Origin of the sequence: Gallaecimonas kandeliae, assembly GCF_030450055.1 — a bacterium.
GTDB classification, from domain to species: domain Bacteria; phylum Pseudomonadota; class Gammaproteobacteria; order Enterobacterales; family Gallaecimonadaceae; genus Gallaecimonas; species Gallaecimonas kandeliae.
This window is the reverse complement of record NZ_CP118480.1, coordinates 1,808,084-1,822,030: the sequence shown is the minus strand read 5'-3', so window position 1 is coordinate 1,822,030 and position 13,947 is coordinate 1,808,084. Positions and strand designations below refer to the sequence as shown.

The following is a 13,947-nucleotide window of genomic DNA, read 5'->3' as shown; positions in this document are numbered from 1 at the left end:
GGGAAGAAGTAGAACGATAGCAGCGGAAGCCTAACGATGAGTCAAACAACTCCTCATGCTGACTACAACTACCGCGTCGTCCGCCAATTTGCCCTGGTGACTGTGCTCTGGGGCATTTTCGGGATGGCGGTAGGGGTGTTCATAGCGGCCGAACTGGTGTGGCCGCAACTGAACTTCGACACGCCCTGGCTGACTTTCAGTCGCCTGCGTCCCTTACATACCAACATGGTGATCTTCGCCTTTGGTACCAGCGCCCTGTTCGCCACTTCCTATTACGTGGTGCAACGGACCTGCCAGGTGCGGCTGTTCAGCGACAAGCTGGCCGCCTTCACCTTCTGGGGCTGGCAGGCGGTGCTCATAGCGGGGGCCATCTCCCTGCCCTTGGGCTACACCACCTCCAAGGAATACGCCGAATTCGAGTGGCCCATCGACATCGCCATCGCCGTGGTCTGGGTGACCTACGCCGTGGTCTTCTTCGGCACCCTGGTCAAGCGCAAGACCAGCCACATCTATGTGGCCAACTGGTTCTTCGGCGCCTTCATCCTGACGGTGGCGGTGCTGCACATCGTCAACTCGGCCGAGGTGCCGGTCAGTGCCATGAAGTCCTACTCCATGTACTCCGGCGCCGTGGATGCCATGGCCCAGTGGTGGTACGGGCATAACGCCGTGGGCTTTTTGCTGACGGCGGGCTTCCTGGGAATGATGTACTACTTCGTGCCCAAGCAGGCCGGCCGGCCCGTCTATTCGTACCGGCTGTCCATAGTGCACTTCTGGGCGCTGATCGCCACCTACATCTGGGCCGGCCCCCACCACCTGCACTACACCGCCCTGCCCGACTGGACCCAGTCCCTGGGGATGGTGATGTCCATCATCCTCTTCGCCCCCTCCTGGGGCGGCATGATCAACGGCATCATGACGTTGTCGGGGGCCTGGCATAAGCTGCGCAACGACCCCATCCTGCGCTTCCTGATCGTCTCCCTTTCCTTCTACGGCATGTCCACCTTCGAAGGGCCCATGATGGCCATCAAGACGGTGAACTCCCTGTCCCACTACACCGACTGGACCATAGGGCACGTACACTCCGGGGCCCTGGGCTGGGTGGCTATGGTCTCCATCGGCTCCCTCTATCACCTGATCCCGGTGCTGTTCAACCAGGGCCGCATGTACTCGGTCAAGCTCATCAACGTCCACTTCTGGCTGGCCACCATAGGGGTGGTGCTCTACATCGTCGCCATGTGGATCAGCGGCGTGATGCAAGGCCTGATGTGGAAGGCGGTGAATCCCGACGGCACCCTGGTCTACTCCTTCGTGGACTCGGTGGTGGCTTCCCATCCTTTCTATCTGATGCGCTTTATCGGCGGCTGCTTCTTCGTGACCGGCATGCTGGTGATGGCCTACAACACCTGGCGCACCGTGTTCGCGCCCAAAGGTGCCCTGCAGGCAGAGCCGATTGAGCAAATGGCCTAAGGAGAGGACAGGTGAAAAACAAGCACGAGTTTTTGGAAAAGAACGTCGGCTGGCTGGCGATCATGATCCTTGTCGTCATCTCCTTTGGCGGCTTGGTGGAGATCACCCCGCTGATGTTCCTCAAGCAGACCACCCAGCCGGTCAAGGGCCTCAAGCCCTACAGCGCCCTGGAGCTGGAAGGCCGCGACATCTACATTCGCGAAGGCTGCGTCGGCTGCCACAGCCAGATGATCCGCCCCTTCCGCCACGAAACGGAGCGCTACGGCCATTATTCGGTGGCCGGCGAATCGGTCTGGGATCACCCCTTCCTCTGGGGCTCCAAACGCACCGGGCCTGACTTGGCCAGGGTCGGCGGCCGTTACTCCGACGACTGGCACAGGGTCCACCTGACCGACCCCCGCGCCGTGGTACCCGAATCCATCATGCCCGGTTTCCCCTGGCTGAATGACAACATCCTGGACGGTTCACTGACAGCCAGGAAGATGACGGTGCTCAAGGGCCTTGGCGTGCCCTACACAGACGAGCAGATCGCCAATGCCCAGAAAGAGGTGAAAGGCCATACCGAAATGGATGCCCTGGTCGCCTACCTGCAATCACTGGGCAAGGCCCTGCAATAAGGGGTGTTATGGACTTGCAAATCATCAGGGGCCTGATCACCTTGCTGCTGTTGGTGATCTTCATCGGCATCTTCCTGTGGGCCTATTCGTCCCGGCGTAAGCAGGCTTTCGACGAAGCCGCCAACCTGGTCTTCGAGGACGACACCAAGGCCCCACCTAAGGAGCAGGAGTCAAAACAATGAGTAGCTTCTGGAGCATCTGGATCACCGTACTGACCTTGCTGGTGATCGCCGGTTGTGCCGTGGTGCTGTTCTGGGCCAGGCACAACACCACTGACATCAAGGAAGGGGAGCTGATGCACCACTCCTTCGACGGCATAGTGGAGATCAACAACCCCCTGCCCAAGTGGTGGTACTACATGATGTGGTTCACCATCGCCTTCGCCCTGGGTTACCTGCTGTTGATGCCGGGCCTTGGCAACTACAAAGGCCTGCTGGGCTGGCAGTCCTCCATCCAGGACGCCCGCTCCCTGGCCGAGATCCAGGCCAAGGAAGCCGCGGCCCAGAAGGCGGGCGGCATAGTGGAATACAGCCGCGAGATGGCCGCCGCCGACAAGAAGTACGGCGCCATCTTCGCCGCCTACGCCAAGAGGCCCATCAAGGAGCTGGCCTACGACAAGGACGCCATCAAGGTGGGCCAAAGGCTTTTCCTGCAAAACTGCTCCCAGTGCCACGGCTCCACCGCCAAGGGCGCCAAGGGTTTTCCCAACCTGACCGACAGCGACTGGCTCTATGGCGGCACCCCCGAGATCATCGAACAGACCATACTGCATGGGCGCATGGCGCAGATGCCGGCCTGGGGTGATGCCCTCGGTGATCAAGGGGTCAAGGAAATGACCGCCTATGTGCTGAGCCTGTCCGGCCGCAAGGTCGACCAGAAGTTGGCCGATGCCGGCAAGGCCAAGTTCGCCATGTGCGCCGCCTGCCACGGCCCGGACGGCCGCGGCGCTTACCTCAACGGCCTGCCGGTGGCGGCAGGAGCGGCCCCCAACCTCACCGACGACATCTGGCTCTATGGCGGCTCCGAGAAGACGGTGGAAGAGACCATCCGCTACGGCCGTCACGGTGTCATGCCCCATTGGGTGGAAAGGTTGGGGCCCGACAAGGTCCATGTGGTGGCGGCCTACGTCTACCGCCTCTCCAACCCCGAACCCAAGGCGGAGTGAGGCGCTTGGCGCCCTGCCCTTGTCCTGACGCCAGGCCTTGGCCTGGCGTTTTCCTGTGTCCCCCACATCATTGCAAGCCCCTGCCATCGAAGCACTTTTTCCCCTATGCTGGGTTTATGACAAGGAGGAGTGTCCATGCAGCCCTGGTATAAACAATTCTGGCCCTGGTTCCTGATGTTCCTGCCCGCCTGCGCCGTGGTGACCAGCCTTTACACCTTCTACATTGCGGCCAGCCATCCCCCCGACATGGTGGTGGACGACTATTACAAGAAGGGCCAGGCCATCAACCGGGATCTCACCGAGCTCAATGCCGCCTACAGCCGTCACATCCAGGCCCGGCTCGACCAAGGCACGGCGGGCTTCGAGCTGGTGCTGAGCGGCAAAGGCATAGAGCCTGGCCAGCCGCTCAAGCTCAACTTCCACCACGCCACCCTGGCCAGCAAGGACTTCAGCGAAACCCTGACCGCCGACGCCCACGGCCATTACCGCTTCACCACGGCCAAGCCCATCAAGGGCCATTGGCACCTGCGCCTCGAGCCCCTGGATGGCCGCTGGCGGGTGCAGACCCTGGCCGATTTCGACGAGGAGCGCGAGGTGGTGCTGACCGGTGAGCCCTGAGATGCGCTGCTTCCACTGCCACCAGCCATTGCCGGCCGGCAGTCCCTTTTCCACCCTCATCGATGGCCAGGACAGGCCCATGTGCTGCGCCGGCTGCCAGGCGGCCAGCCGGGCCATAGTGGATGGCGGCCAGGGCAGCTACTACCGCTTCCGCTCCGAGCCCGGCAGCCCGGCCCAAGGCCACTGCCATTCCCTGGACGCCTACGACAGCCCCGCCTTGCAGCAGCGCTTCGTCCACCAGCAAGGTGAGCTGAGCGAGATCAGCCTGTCGGTGGAGAACCTGGCCTGCGCCGCCTGCGCCTGGCTTATCGAGCGTCGCCTGGCGGCCCTGCCTGGGGTGGCCAGGGTCAGCGTCAACGCCACCAGCCAGCGGGTCTTGATCCGCTGGGACCAGGCCCAGAGCCCGCTCTCCACACTGCTGGCTGAGCTCCAGGCCATCGGCTATCCCGCCCTGCCCTTCGAGCCAGACCAGTTGGAAGCCAGCCAGGCCAAGGCGATCCGCGGCCTGCTGCTGCGCCTGGGCCTGGCGGGCCTGGCCGCCATGCAGGTGATGATGTTCGCCTTCGCCTTCTATTTCGGCCTGGACGCGGCCAGCCCCGACATAGCCCGCTATTTCCGTTACGTGTCCTGGGGCCTGGCGACCCCTGTGGTGCTCTACTCGGCCCAGCCTTTTTATCTGGGAGCCTGGCGTAGCTTGAAAGCTGGCCAGGCCGGCATGGATGTCCCCGTGGCCATCGCCATCCTCGGCGCCTATCTTGCCTCCAGCTACGCCACCTTTTCTGGCCGCGGCGAGGTCTATTTCGAGTCCATCGCCATGTTCAGCTTCCTGCTGCTCACCGGCCGGCTGCTGGAGCTCAAGGCCCGCCAAAGGGCGACCCAGAGTTCGGCCAACCTCCTGAAATTGGTGCCGGCCTTGGCCTGGCGGCTGGAGGGTGGCCAGGCGGTGCAGGTGGCCGTTTCTGAACTGGCCCTTGGCGATCGCATCCAGATCCGTCCCGGGGAAAAGGTGCCTACCGATGCCGAACTGTTGGCCGGCAGCGCCGAGTTCGATGAAAGCTTTCTCACCGGCGAGTCATTGCCCGTCGCCAAGGCGCCAGGAGACCGCCTCTTTGCCGGCAGCCTCAACCTGCGTTCGCCGGTGGAGGCCAGGGTCAGCGCCCTGGGGGCCGCCAACCTGGTGGCGGCCATAGTCCGCCTGCAGGACGAAGCCGCCGCCAACAGGCCGGCCGCCGCCCAACTGGCCGACAAGGTGGCCCGGCGCTTCGTGCTCTGGCTGCTGGCCATCGCCACCCTCAGCTGCCTGGGCTGGCTGCTGGTGGACCCCGGCAAGGCGCTCTGGGTGACCCTGTCGGTGCTGGTGGCCAGCTGCCCCTGCGCCCTTTCCCTGGCGACCCCGGCGGCCCTGACCTGCACCATGGGCAGCCTCGCCAAGCTGGGCTTCCTGGCCCGCCGAGGCGACAGCCTGGAGACCCTGGGCCAGGTGGATACGGTGCTCTTCGACAAGACAGGCACCCTGACCCAGGGCCGACTGAAACTGGGTCGTATCGAGAGTGAGGATGGCCAAGCCCAGCATTGGCTGGCCCTGGCGGCCGCCCTGGAACAGGGCTCTGAGCATCCCCTGGCTCTGGCCTTCAAGGGCCATCAAGGCCGGCTTCAGGCCGAGGACATCGAAGCGGTACCTGGCTTTGGAGTCCAGGGCACTGTGGATGGGGTGCGCTACCGCCTTGGCAGCAGTGCCTTCACCGGGGCCGCCGATAAGGGCGCTACCCTCTATCTCAGCGCCGATGGCGAGCTCAAGGCCTGCTTCTGGCTGGTGGACGAGCTGAAGGCGGGTGCCCCTGAGTTGGTGGCATCGCTCAAGGCCAAGGGGCTGACCCTGGCGCTCTTGACCGGCGACGGTTCGGCCCTGGCCGACCAGATAGCGGCGGAACTCGCCATTCCCCTGCGTAAGGGCCTGAGCCCCCAGGCCAAGCTGGCCGAGGCCAGGTGTCTGCAGCAGCAAGGCCACAAGGTGATGATGCTGGGAGACGGCGTCAACGACGCCCCCGTATTGGCGGGGGCCGACCTCTCTGTGGCCATGGGCTCAGGCACTGATCTGGCCCGCAGTTCGAGCGACGTGGTGCTGCTGGGCGACGACATCGGCAGGCTGGCGCCGGCCTTGGCCTTAGGCCGCCAGTGCCGGCGCATCATCCGCCAGAACTACGGCTGGGCCCTTGTTTATAACCTTGCCATAGTGCCGGCGGCTGTGCTTGGCCATGTCAGCCCCTGGATGGCGGCCCTCGGCATGTCCCTGAGCTCCCTGCTGGTACTCGTCAACTCCTTGCGACTCTTGAGGGCTCCATGAGCATTCTCGGCCTCCTTATCCCCCTGGTGCTGGTGCTGGTGGCCCTGGCGATTGGCCTCTTCTTCTGGGCGGTGCGCAGCAACCAGTTCGAGGATCTGGAACGCCAGGGCCACAACATCCTCTTCGATGAAGACGAGCCCACCGAGGACCCACCCAAGGACAAGGCGCCATGAACCTGGGGTTCTGGCCCGCCGTCATCATGGGCCTGGCCGGCGCCGGCCATTGCCTTGGCATGTGCGGCTCCATGATGGGGGCCTTTGCGCTGACTGTGCCACAAGAGGCACGGCTCGGCACCCTGCTGCTCTATAACCTCGGCCGCGTCAGCGCCTATGCCCTGGCCGGAGCCCTGGTGGGGGCGCTGGGCGCCTATGTGGGGGCCATAGGGGCGCCGGTGCTGCTGATGCTGCGGCTGGTGGCGGCGCTACTGCTGGTGATGCTGGCCCTCTACCTGCTGCGCTGGCACCTGGGGCTCCTGAAGCTGGAGGGCCTGGGCCAATACCTTTGGCGCTACCTGGGCCCCCTGGCCAAGAGCTTCTTGCCGCTGCAAAGTCCCTGGCGGGCTTTGCCCCTGGGTTTTCTCTGGGGCTGGCTGCCCTGTGGCCTGGTCTACTCGGCGCTGTCCTGGGCGCTGCTGTCGGGCACGGCGACAAGCGGCGCGCTCAGCATGGTTGCCTTTGGCCTCGGCACTGTGCCGGTGATGCTGGCCACCGGCCTGGTGGCGGACAGGGCCAAGGCCTTGCTGGCCCATCCGGGCTTCAAAGGCGCAGCGGCGCTGCTGTTGCTGCTGATGGCCGCCAACCTCCTCTATACGGTCTGGCAACAGTGGAGTGCCGGTTAGGGCGGTGTTATAGTCATGCCGTTGCCTTAAAAGCCAAGGAAGTCAGTGATGCACCCGAAGCCCTCCTGCGCCATCCATTGCCACGACTGCGCCATGAGCGAACTCTGTATCCCTTTCACCCTTTCGGACAACGAAATGGATCAGCTGGACAGCATCATAGAGCGCAAGAAACCCGTGCATAAGGGCGATACCTTGTTCGAGGCCGGCAAACCCCTGGACAGCCTCTTTGCCATCCGCTCCGGCACCATCAAGAGCTACACCCTCACCAAGGAAGGGGAAGAGCAGATCACCGGCTTCCACCTGCCCGGCGACATCATCGGCTTCGACGCCATCAACAAAGGCAGCCACGTCTCCTTTGCCCAGGCCCTGGAAACGGCCATGGTCTGCGAGATCCCCTTCGAAACCCTGGACCGGCTCTCCGGCAGCATGCCGAGGCTGCGCCAGCAGATCATGAGGCTGATGTCTTCCGAGATTAAGGGCGACCAGGACATGCTGTTGCTGCTGTCCAAGAAGACGGCCGAAGAGCGCCTGGCCGCTTTCCTGATGAACCTCTCTACCCGCTTCGGTGCCAGGGGCCTGTCACCCCGCGAGTTCCGCCTGACCATGACCCGCGGCGACATCGGCAACTACCTGGGCCTGACCGTGGAAACCATCAGCCGCCTGCTTGGCCGTTTCCAGAAGCTGGAATTGATCGCCGTATCCGGCAAATTCATCACCGTCACCGACCTCGATGGCCTGCGACAACTGGCCGCCGATCCCATAGACGTCTGAGCCGGCATGGCAACAAAAAAGGGGCCGTTGGCCCCTTTTTTGTTGCCATGCCGCCCTTGCCTCTTGATGTGGATCAAAGGCATCAACAGGCCAGGCCAAGGCTCCTTTTCCTTTTGATCCAGAACAACTTAAGGAGGCTTCCCTGCCCCTACTCTCAGCGCAGGTTCTTACATATCTCTGCGTTATAGGGAGTCTTTATGCGCTATTCCATGCTGGCCCTGGCGGCCGCCCTCTTCTGTGGTTCCGCCCTGGCCGACGACACTGGCCTGCGGGTGACGGTCGGTGCCGTCAACGTCAATCCCAATGCCGGTTCCGGCCACCTCGGCAACGTCGAAGCCGCCGCGGGCCTGCCTGCCGGCTCCACCGAACTGGACGTCAGCAGCAACACCCAACTGGGCCTCATCTTTACCTACGACATGGATCCCAACTGGTCGGTTGAACTGCTGGCTGCCACCCCTTTTTCCCATGACATCACCCTCAAGGCCGGCGGCACCCCTGTCGATGGCATGAAGGTGGGCAAGACCAAGCAACTGCCCCCGACACTGAGCCTCCAGTACCGCTTCATGGAAGGCCAGGATGTACGCCCCTACCTGGGCCTGGGCATCAACCACACCATCTTCTTCCAGGAAAAGGTGGACGGGGAGCTGGCCAGCACCCTCGACAGCCTGGGCTTGACCGGCGACAAGGAGCTCAAGCTCTCCAGCAGCACAGGCCTGGCAGCCCAGGCGGGTTTTGATTGGAAAATCAATGAGAAAACCTACCTGAAAGCGGCCATCTGGTACGCAGACATCGACACCGATGCTAAAGTGAAAGTTGACGGGCAGACGGTCCAGAAAGTCAAGGTCAACGTTGACCCTGTCGTTGCCTTTATCGGCGTGGGTTATCGATTCTAAACCACAGAGGGGGCCGCAGAGGCGGCCCCAAACAGGTGATAAACATGGCAGATTTCAAGAAGATCCTCGTCGTAGCGGACCCCAACCAGAACGAGCAACCGGCCCTGTCCCGCGCCGCCTTCCTGGCCAAGCGCACCGGTGCCCACATCACGCTCTTCCTCAGCATCTATGACTTCTCCTACGAGATGACCACCATGCTCTCTTCCGACGAGCGTGAGGCCATGCGTAACGGTATTCTCAACCAGCGCCGGGAGTGGTTGGAGGAAGTGGCCAAGCCCTTGAGCGATGCCAAGCTGGACTATGAGATCAAGGTGACCTGGCACAACAGGCCCTACGAAAGCATCATCCACGAAGTGCTCGAAGGTGGCCACGACGTACTCTTCAAGTCCACCCATGAACACCACACCTTGAAGGCGGTGATCTTCACCCCCACCGACTGGCACCTGCTGCGTAAGTGCCCGGTGCCGGTGATGCTGGTCAAGGACCACGAGTGGCCCGCCAAGGGTGTGGTGCTGGCCGCCGTCAACTGCGGCTCGGAAGACGAAGCCCACCAGCAGTTGGACGACAAGATCACCCGCCAGGCCCAGGCCCTGGCCAAGTGCATCGAAGGCGATCTGCACCTGGTGACCGCCTATCCCGGCACTCCGGTCAACATCGCCATCGAGATCCCCGAATTCGATCCCCACGCCTACACCCAGGCCATGAAGGAGCACCATGAGAAGCAGGCCAAGAGCCAGGCCGAATCCTTCGGCATCGCCTCTGACCACATCCATGTGCGCGAAGGCCTGCCGGAAGACGTGATCCCCGCCATCGCCGAGGATCTCGACGCCGAACTGGTGGTGATGGGCACAGTGGGCCGCACCGGCATCTCCGCGGCCCTTATCGGCAACACCGCCGAGCATGTCATAGACCGCCTGGTCAGCGACGTACTGGCCCTGAAACCGGACGGTTTCAAGAGCCCCCTGGACAAGTAAGGCCAGGCCTTTCCAACTAAGACGCCGCGCATAGCGCGGCGTTTTCTTTTGCGTATAATAAGCGCCCCGAGAAAGGCAGTGAGGGTGCGGGATGTCCGGCCAGAAGCAACAGTACAATTTCAACAAGCTGCAGAAGCGGCTGCGCCGCAACGTCGGCCAGGCCATCGCCGATTTCAACATGATTGAAGACGGCGACCGCATCATGGTCTGCCTGTCAGGCGGCAAGGACTCCTATACCCTGCTGGACATCCTGATGAACCTCCAGGCCTCGGCGCCGGTTCGCTTCGAGCTGGTGGCGGTGAACCTGGACCAGAAGCAGCCCGGTTTCCCCGAGCATGTGCTGCCCGCCTACTTGGACGGCCTGGGGGTGGAATACCTCATCGTCAACGAAGACACCTACTCCATCGTCAAGGACAAGGTGCCACAAGGCAAGACCACCTGCTCGCTGTGCTCACGCCTGCGCCGCGGCATCCTCTACCGCACCGCTACCGAGCTCAAGTGCAACAAGATAGCCCTCGGCCACCACCGCGACGATATCCTCGAAACCCTGCTGCTGAACATGTTCTACGGCGGCAAGATGAAGGCCATGCCGCCCAAGCTGGTCTCCGACGACGGCAAGCACATGGTGATCCGCCCCCTGGCCTACAGCCGGGAAAAGGACATCGTCAAATACGCGGAAGCCCGCGAGTTCCCCATCATTCCCTGCAACCTCTGCGGCTCCCAGCCCAACCTGCAGCGCCAGGTGATAAAGGAAATGCTCCAAGGTTGGGACCGCCAGTACCCTGGCCGCATCGAGACCATGTTCAAGGCGTTGCAGAACGTGGTGCCGTCCCATCTGGCCGACACCGAACTGTTCGACTTCAAGGCCCTGACCCGTGAGAACGCCACCGGCCTCGAAGGGGACATCGCTTTTGACAAGCAGGACATAGTGCCGCCGGAGTTGGAAGAAGAGGACGACGAAGGTCCGCTGGTGGATCCGGCCCTGACCCTGGCGGTCAAGGTGGTCTAAGAAAGCCCCAAAGAAAAACGCGCCTGGTGGCGCGTTTTTTTATTCGGCCATGTAACGCCTGTTGTGGCCAATCATGTCCAGCAGCTCGTCCACGTAGGCGCCGCCGCGCTCCGAATAACGGCCCAGGCCCTGCACCAGGGTTTCGGCCTTGGGATCCAGGCCCTTGCTGCGCGCCGCCTGGCGCAGCTGGCGCAAGTCCTTATAGGCAAAATTGGTGTTGATGTTGTGGATGTAGCTGCGCACCGACGCCTGGGGATTGGGGAAGCGGGCCACTTCGTGGTTGGCGCCCTGATCCCGCTCTTCCGGCACCAGGCCACAGCCTGCCACGTAGCACCATTGGCCGAAGAAGTTGTTGCCTTCCACCGCGAAGCGGGAGGTGCCCCAGGCCGACTCGTTGGCGGCCTGTACCAGCACCAGGGGAACCGGCAGCTTGTCGACCCGGCGCAGCAGCATGTCGCGGCCGGCCTCGTCCAAGGGCTCGGGCACATCATAGCGGTCCGCCAGGCTGCTCAACCACTGCTGTTCGGCCAGGCTCAGCTTCTTCTTGGCCAGCAGGGTCTTGAGGCGGTTGCGTTCGCTGAGGATGCGGGCGTTTTCCGCCTCCACCAGGGGACGCAGGTAACCGAAGAAGGCTTTCTTCTTCTCCGCCACGTCGTTGTACTGGCTGAAGTCCGGCACTGCCCCGTTACCTGGCCCCAGGCCACGGGCAGGCTCGGGCCCGGCCAGGCGCAACCAGGCCAGCAGCCCCATCAACAGCCCCAGCAGCAGCAGGGGCGCCTTGAAACTCGCCCTCATCATGCGTTGAAGGTGGCCTGAGGTTGTGCCTTGCCCAGGCGCATGCTGACCCCGAACAGTTCGCGGTAGAGGATGCCCTGGAAACGCAGGTACAGCGGCATCAGCCAGATCATGGCCAGGCCAAAGGTCAGGGCGCCGGTGATGACGGCCAGCAGCGCCAGCAACTGGCTGAGCAGCAGCGGCCTGAAATACTTGAGGCTGATCTGAAGCGCCGTCTTGATGGCGGCGATGGGCGACAGCCCCTTGTCCGCCACCAGCATCAGCACAGGCCAGAGGGCCACCTGCAGGAAAAGCCCGGGCAGGATGAACAGCGCCGTCCCCAGGTTGACCAAGGTCAACATCATCAGGGCGGCAAGGCTCAGCACAGGCCCCTGGCGGTACCAGTGCCAGAGTATCGGCAGCGGCGGCTTGAGTCCCACCACCAGGTGCACCGCCATCAGCTGCAAGCCGGCCAGGGCCGGGGCCAACATCACCACCAGCACCAGTTGCAGCAAACTCTGGCCTTGAACCGTTTCGACGGACCAGCCCCAGAGCCCCATCAGCTCCATCAGCACGGCGCCGAGGGCCAGGGAGATGCCGATCAGCATCAGGAAAGGGGCCACCAGGTAACGGTCGAAACCGCGGGCGCCGCCCCAGGCTTCCTTGAAGATGGCGCCGATATCCAGCTTCAGCTCCCCTTTGAGGGCCTGCTCTATGCTGCCCCCCACATGGATCTGTTGTTCTTGTTCAGTCATGTTGCTGTGCCTGCCTTTGGGCCTCGAGCCGGGCTTCCTTCTGGGCTTTAAGCTCGCCGACGTCGGCGGCAATATGGACCTGGTTGCGGGCCTTGGCCAGGGCGATTTGCTTCTGGCGCTCGGCAAAGCGTGCCTTCTGCTCTTCGCTCATCTCGTCAAAGCAATGGGGACAGGCGATGCCCTGCTGGTATTTATCTGAGGTCTTGTCCTCGTCGCTGATGGGGCGGCGGCAGGCAAAGCATTGGTCGAAACTGCCCTGCTCCAGGCCGTGCTTGACGGTGACCCGCTGGTCGAAGACGAAACATTCCCCCTCCCAGAGGCTCTGCTCGGCCGGCACCTCTTCCAGGTATTTGAGGATGCCCCCTTCGAGGTGGTAGACCTCTTCGAAGCCCTGCTCCCGCAAGTAGGCGGTGGATTTCTCGCAGCGGATGCCGCCGGTGCAGAACATGGCCACCTTCTTGTGCTTGGCGGGATCCAGGTTCTCCTTCACGTAGGCGGGAAACTCGCGGAAGGTCTTGGTGTCGGGGTCCAAGGCGCCCTTGAAGGTGCCGACGGCCACCTCGTAGTCGTTGCGGGTATCCACCAGCAGCACGTCCGGGTCGCTGATGAGGGCGTTCCAGTCGGCCGGCTTCACATAGGTACCCACCACCTGGTTGGGATCTATGCCCTCGACGCCCATGGTGACAATCTCTTTCTTGAGCTTGACCTTGGTGCGGTAGAAGGCCTGCTCGTCGCTGAAAGATTCCTTGTAGCTCATGCCGGCAAATTCCGGCTGGGCGTCCAGGAAGGCCTTGACGGCATCGATACCGGCACGGAGGCCGCAGACGGTGCCGTTGATGCCTTCTTCGGCCAGCAGCAGGGTGCCTTTGACCTCCTGGCTGGTCATCAGATCCAGCAGCGGCTTTTGCAGTGACTGGTAACGGGGAAGGCGGGCGAATTTGTACAGGGCGGCGACCACGAACTGGGCCATGGCATTTTCCTCTTTCCTACGGCTGACCGGCCCGTAAAGCCGGCGCGAAAACAAGGGGCGCCAAGGCGCCCCACAACAATATTCGGCTATTTTACCAGAAAAGTCCGTAAATGAGACGCCCTGCCAGCAGCACCAGGAAAACCCCCAGCAGCCTGTCTATCCAGTAGCCCTTGTCGGCCAGGAAACGGCCGAGGGGGCCGGCGGTCAGCAGGCAGCTCAGCACCACGAACCAGAGGCCGGTGGCAAAAGCCAGATAGGCGCTGATGCCGACCATCTGCCAGCCGGTGGGGCTGGCGTTCAGCACAGAGCCGAACAGGGCCAGGAAAAAGAGGGTCGCCTTGGGGTTGAGGGCATTGGTCAAGAAGCCGCGGCGAAAGGCCTGGCCCCTGGCCGGCGCCAGGCCGGACTCGCCTTGCAAGGTCATGCCGTGGCTTGAGCGCAGGGCGCCCCAGGCCATCCACAAGAGGTAAGTGGCGGCGGCGATGGAGAAGATGACTTCCAGCCAGTGATAGGTTTTCAGCAGCAGCGCCACCCCGGCCCACGTATAGCTCATGTGCACCAGTATGCCGGTGCCGACCCCCAGGGCCACCCAGATGCCGGTGCGCCGGCCAAAGGCCAGGGCATGGCGGCTGACCACGGCGAAATCCGGGCCCGGGCTGATGACGGCCAGCAGGTGGGCCCCGGCCAGGAGCAGGAATTGTTCAAGTGTCATGGGAAGGCGCCTGTTAACAGGGTTTGCCTGGCTTTTTACC

Annotated in this window: 16 protein-coding genes; 12 read left to right on the top strand and 4 right to left on the bottom strand. The window is 63.0% G+C overall.

Translation table 11 applies throughout. The features are described from left to right. Positions 1-36 precede the first annotated feature (36 nt). The 12 genes from ccoN (at position 37) to ttcA (ending at position 10,696) form a co-directional block, all read left to right on the top strand. Positions 37-1,467 (top strand): cytochrome-c oxidase, cbb3-type subunit I, encoded by a 1,431-nt coding sequence (ccoN, locus tag PVT67_RS08900; protein WP_301499540.1) that lies wholly within the window; start codon positions 37-39, stop codon positions 1,465-1,467. A gap of 11 nt (positions 1,468-1,478) precedes the next feature. Continuing rightward, positions 1,479-2,084: a cytochrome-c oxidase, cbb3-type subunit II gene (gene ccoO, locus PVT67_RS08895; RefSeq protein ID WP_473092209.1), complete on the top strand. Its 606-nt coding sequence runs from the start codon at positions 1,479-1,481 to the stop codon at positions 2,082-2,084. Positions 2,085-2,092: 8 nt separating this feature from the next. Then, positions 2,093-2,266, top strand: a complete 174-nt coding sequence (locus PVT67_RS08890; protein WP_301499539.1) for a cbb3-type cytochrome oxidase subunit 3 — start codon at positions 2,093-2,095, stop codon at positions 2,264-2,266. Continuing rightward, positions 2,263-3,249, top strand: coding sequence for a cytochrome-c oxidase, cbb3-type subunit III (gene ccoP / locus PVT67_RS08885; protein ID WP_301499538.1), 987 nt, complete (start codon positions 2,263-2,265; stop codon positions 3,247-3,249). Before PVT67_RS08890 ends, ccoP begins: the two co-directional genes overlap by 4 nt. A 135-nt stretch (positions 3,250-3,384) precedes the next feature. After that, on the top strand, positions 3,385-3,867 hold the full coding sequence (locus tag PVT67_RS08880) for a FixH family protein (RefSeq protein ID WP_301499537.1): 483 nt from the start codon (positions 3,385-3,387) through the stop codon (positions 3,865-3,867). Further along, positions 3,857-6,211, top strand: coding sequence for a heavy metal translocating P-type ATPase (locus PVT67_RS08875; protein WP_301499536.1), 2,355 nt, complete (start codon positions 3,857-3,859; stop codon positions 6,209-6,211). The genes PVT67_RS08880 and PVT67_RS08875 overlap by 11 nt, the downstream gene beginning before the upstream one ends. Next, entirely contained in the window at positions 6,208-6,384 is a 177-nt protein-coding gene (ccoS, locus tag PVT67_RS08870) for a cbb3-type cytochrome oxidase assembly protein CcoS (RefSeq protein WP_301499535.1), read from the top strand. Before PVT67_RS08875 ends, ccoS begins: the two co-directional genes overlap by 4 nt. Further along, positions 6,381-7,049 carry a sulfite exporter TauE/SafE family protein gene (locus tag PVT67_RS08865; RefSeq protein WP_301499534.1) on the top strand — a complete coding sequence of 223 codons (669 nt, stop codon included), beginning with the start codon at positions 6,381-6,383 and terminating at the stop codon, positions 7,047-7,049. Before ccoS ends, PVT67_RS08865 begins: the two co-directional genes overlap by 4 nt. Positions 7,050-7,097: 48 nt before the next feature. Next, positions 7,098-7,820 (top strand): FNR family transcription factor, encoded by a 723-nt coding sequence (locus PVT67_RS08860; protein ID WP_301499533.1) that lies wholly within the window; start codon positions 7,098-7,100, stop codon positions 7,818-7,820. A 197-nt stretch (positions 7,821-8,017) separates the two neighbouring features. Next, complete coding sequence (locus PVT67_RS08855; RefSeq protein WP_301499532.1) at positions 8,018-8,713, top strand: OmpW/AlkL family protein; 696 nt, start codon at positions 8,018-8,020, stop codon at positions 8,711-8,713. A gap of 44 nt (positions 8,714-8,757) precedes the next feature. Next, positions 8,758-9,687 (top strand): universal stress protein UspE, encoded by a 930-nt coding sequence (uspE, locus tag PVT67_RS08850; RefSeq protein WP_301499531.1) that lies wholly within the window; start codon positions 8,758-8,760, stop codon positions 9,685-9,687. 91 nt (positions 9,688-9,778) lie between these two features. Next, positions 9,779-10,696, top strand: a complete 918-nt coding sequence (ttcA, locus tag PVT67_RS08845) for a tRNA 2-thiocytidine(32) synthetase TtcA (RefSeq protein ID WP_301499530.1) — start codon at positions 9,779-9,781, stop codon at positions 10,694-10,696. A 39-nt stretch (positions 10,697-10,735) separates the two neighbouring features. On the opposite strand, the gene PVT67_RS08840 is transcribed toward ttcA, so the two are convergent. From PVT67_RS08840 to PVT67_RS08825, 4 genes are all read right to left on the bottom strand, one after another. Next, positions 10,736-11,494: a glucosaminidase domain-containing protein gene (locus PVT67_RS08840; RefSeq protein ID WP_301499529.1), complete on the bottom strand. Its 759-nt coding sequence runs from the start codon at positions 11,492-11,494 to the stop codon at positions 10,736-10,738. Next, entirely contained in the window at positions 11,491-12,225 is a 735-nt protein-coding gene (locus PVT67_RS08835) for a hypothetical protein (protein ID WP_301499528.1), read from the bottom strand. The genes PVT67_RS08840 and PVT67_RS08835 overlap by 4 nt, the downstream gene beginning before the upstream one ends. Then, on the bottom strand, positions 12,218-13,195 hold the full coding sequence (trhO, locus tag PVT67_RS08830; protein ID WP_301499527.1) for an oxygen-dependent tRNA uridine(34) hydroxylase TrhO: 978 nt from the start codon (positions 13,193-13,195) through the stop codon (positions 12,218-12,220). The genes PVT67_RS08835 and trhO overlap by 8 nt, the downstream gene beginning before the upstream one ends. Before the next feature lie 91 nt (positions 13,196-13,286). After that, positions 13,287-13,907: a LysE family translocator gene (locus PVT67_RS08825; RefSeq protein ID WP_301499526.1), complete on the bottom strand. Its 621-nt coding sequence runs from the start codon at positions 13,905-13,907 to the stop codon at positions 13,287-13,289. Positions 13,908-13,947 lie beyond the last annotated feature (40 nt).

What these genes read in the sequence shown, in the direction of transcription:
- PVT67_RS08865 (WP_301499534.1), top strand. Translation starts at nt 6,381, where the DNA reads ATGAACCTGGGGTTCTGGCCCGCCGTCATCATGGGCCTGGCCGGCGCC.
- ccoP (WP_301499538.1), top strand. Translation starts at nt 2,263, where the DNA reads ATGAGTAGCTTCTGGAGCATCTGGATCACCGTACTGACCTTGCTGGTG.
- PVT67_RS08890 (WP_301499539.1), top strand. Translation starts at nt 2,093, where the DNA reads ATGGACTTGCAAATCATCAGGGGCCTGATCACCTTGCTGCTGTTGGTG.
- PVT67_RS08840 (WP_301499529.1), bottom strand. Translation starts at nt 11,494, where the DNA reads ATGATGAGGGCGAGTTTCAAGGCGCCCCTGCTGCTGCTGGGGCTGTTG.
- ccoN (WP_301499540.1), top strand. Translation starts at nt 37, where the DNA reads ATGAGTCAAACAACTCCTCATGCTGACTACAACTACCGCGTCGTCCGC.
- ccoS (WP_301499535.1), top strand. Translation starts at nt 6,208, where the DNA reads ATGAGCATTCTCGGCCTCCTTATCCCCCTGGTGCTGGTGCTGGTGGCC.
- PVT67_RS08860 (WP_301499533.1), top strand. Translation starts at nt 7,098, where the DNA reads ATGCACCCGAAGCCCTCCTGCGCCATCCATTGCCACGACTGCGCCATG.
- PVT67_RS08835 (WP_301499528.1), bottom strand. Translation starts at nt 12,225, where the DNA reads ATGACTGAACAAGAACAACAGATCCATGTGGGGGGCAGCATAGAGCAG.
- PVT67_RS08855 (WP_301499532.1), top strand. Translation starts at nt 8,018, where the DNA reads ATGCGCTATTCCATGCTGGCCCTGGCGGCCGCCCTCTTCTGTGGTTCC.
- PVT67_RS08825 (WP_301499526.1), bottom strand. Translation starts at nt 13,907, where the DNA reads ATGACACTTGAACAATTCCTGCTCCTGGCCGGGGCCCACCTGCTGGCC.
- uspE (WP_301499531.1), top strand. Translation starts at nt 8,758, where the DNA reads ATGGCAGATTTCAAGAAGATCCTCGTCGTAGCGGACCCCAACCAGAAC.
- PVT67_RS08880 (WP_301499537.1), top strand. Translation starts at nt 3,385, where the DNA reads ATGCAGCCCTGGTATAAACAATTCTGGCCCTGGTTCCTGATGTTCCTG.
- trhO (WP_301499527.1), bottom strand. Translation starts at nt 13,195, where the DNA reads ATGGCCCAGTTCGTGGTCGCCGCCCTGTACAAATTCGCCCGCCTTCCC.
- ttcA (WP_301499530.1), top strand. Translation starts at nt 9,779, where the DNA reads ATGTCCGGCCAGAAGCAACAGTACAATTTCAACAAGCTGCAGAAGCGG.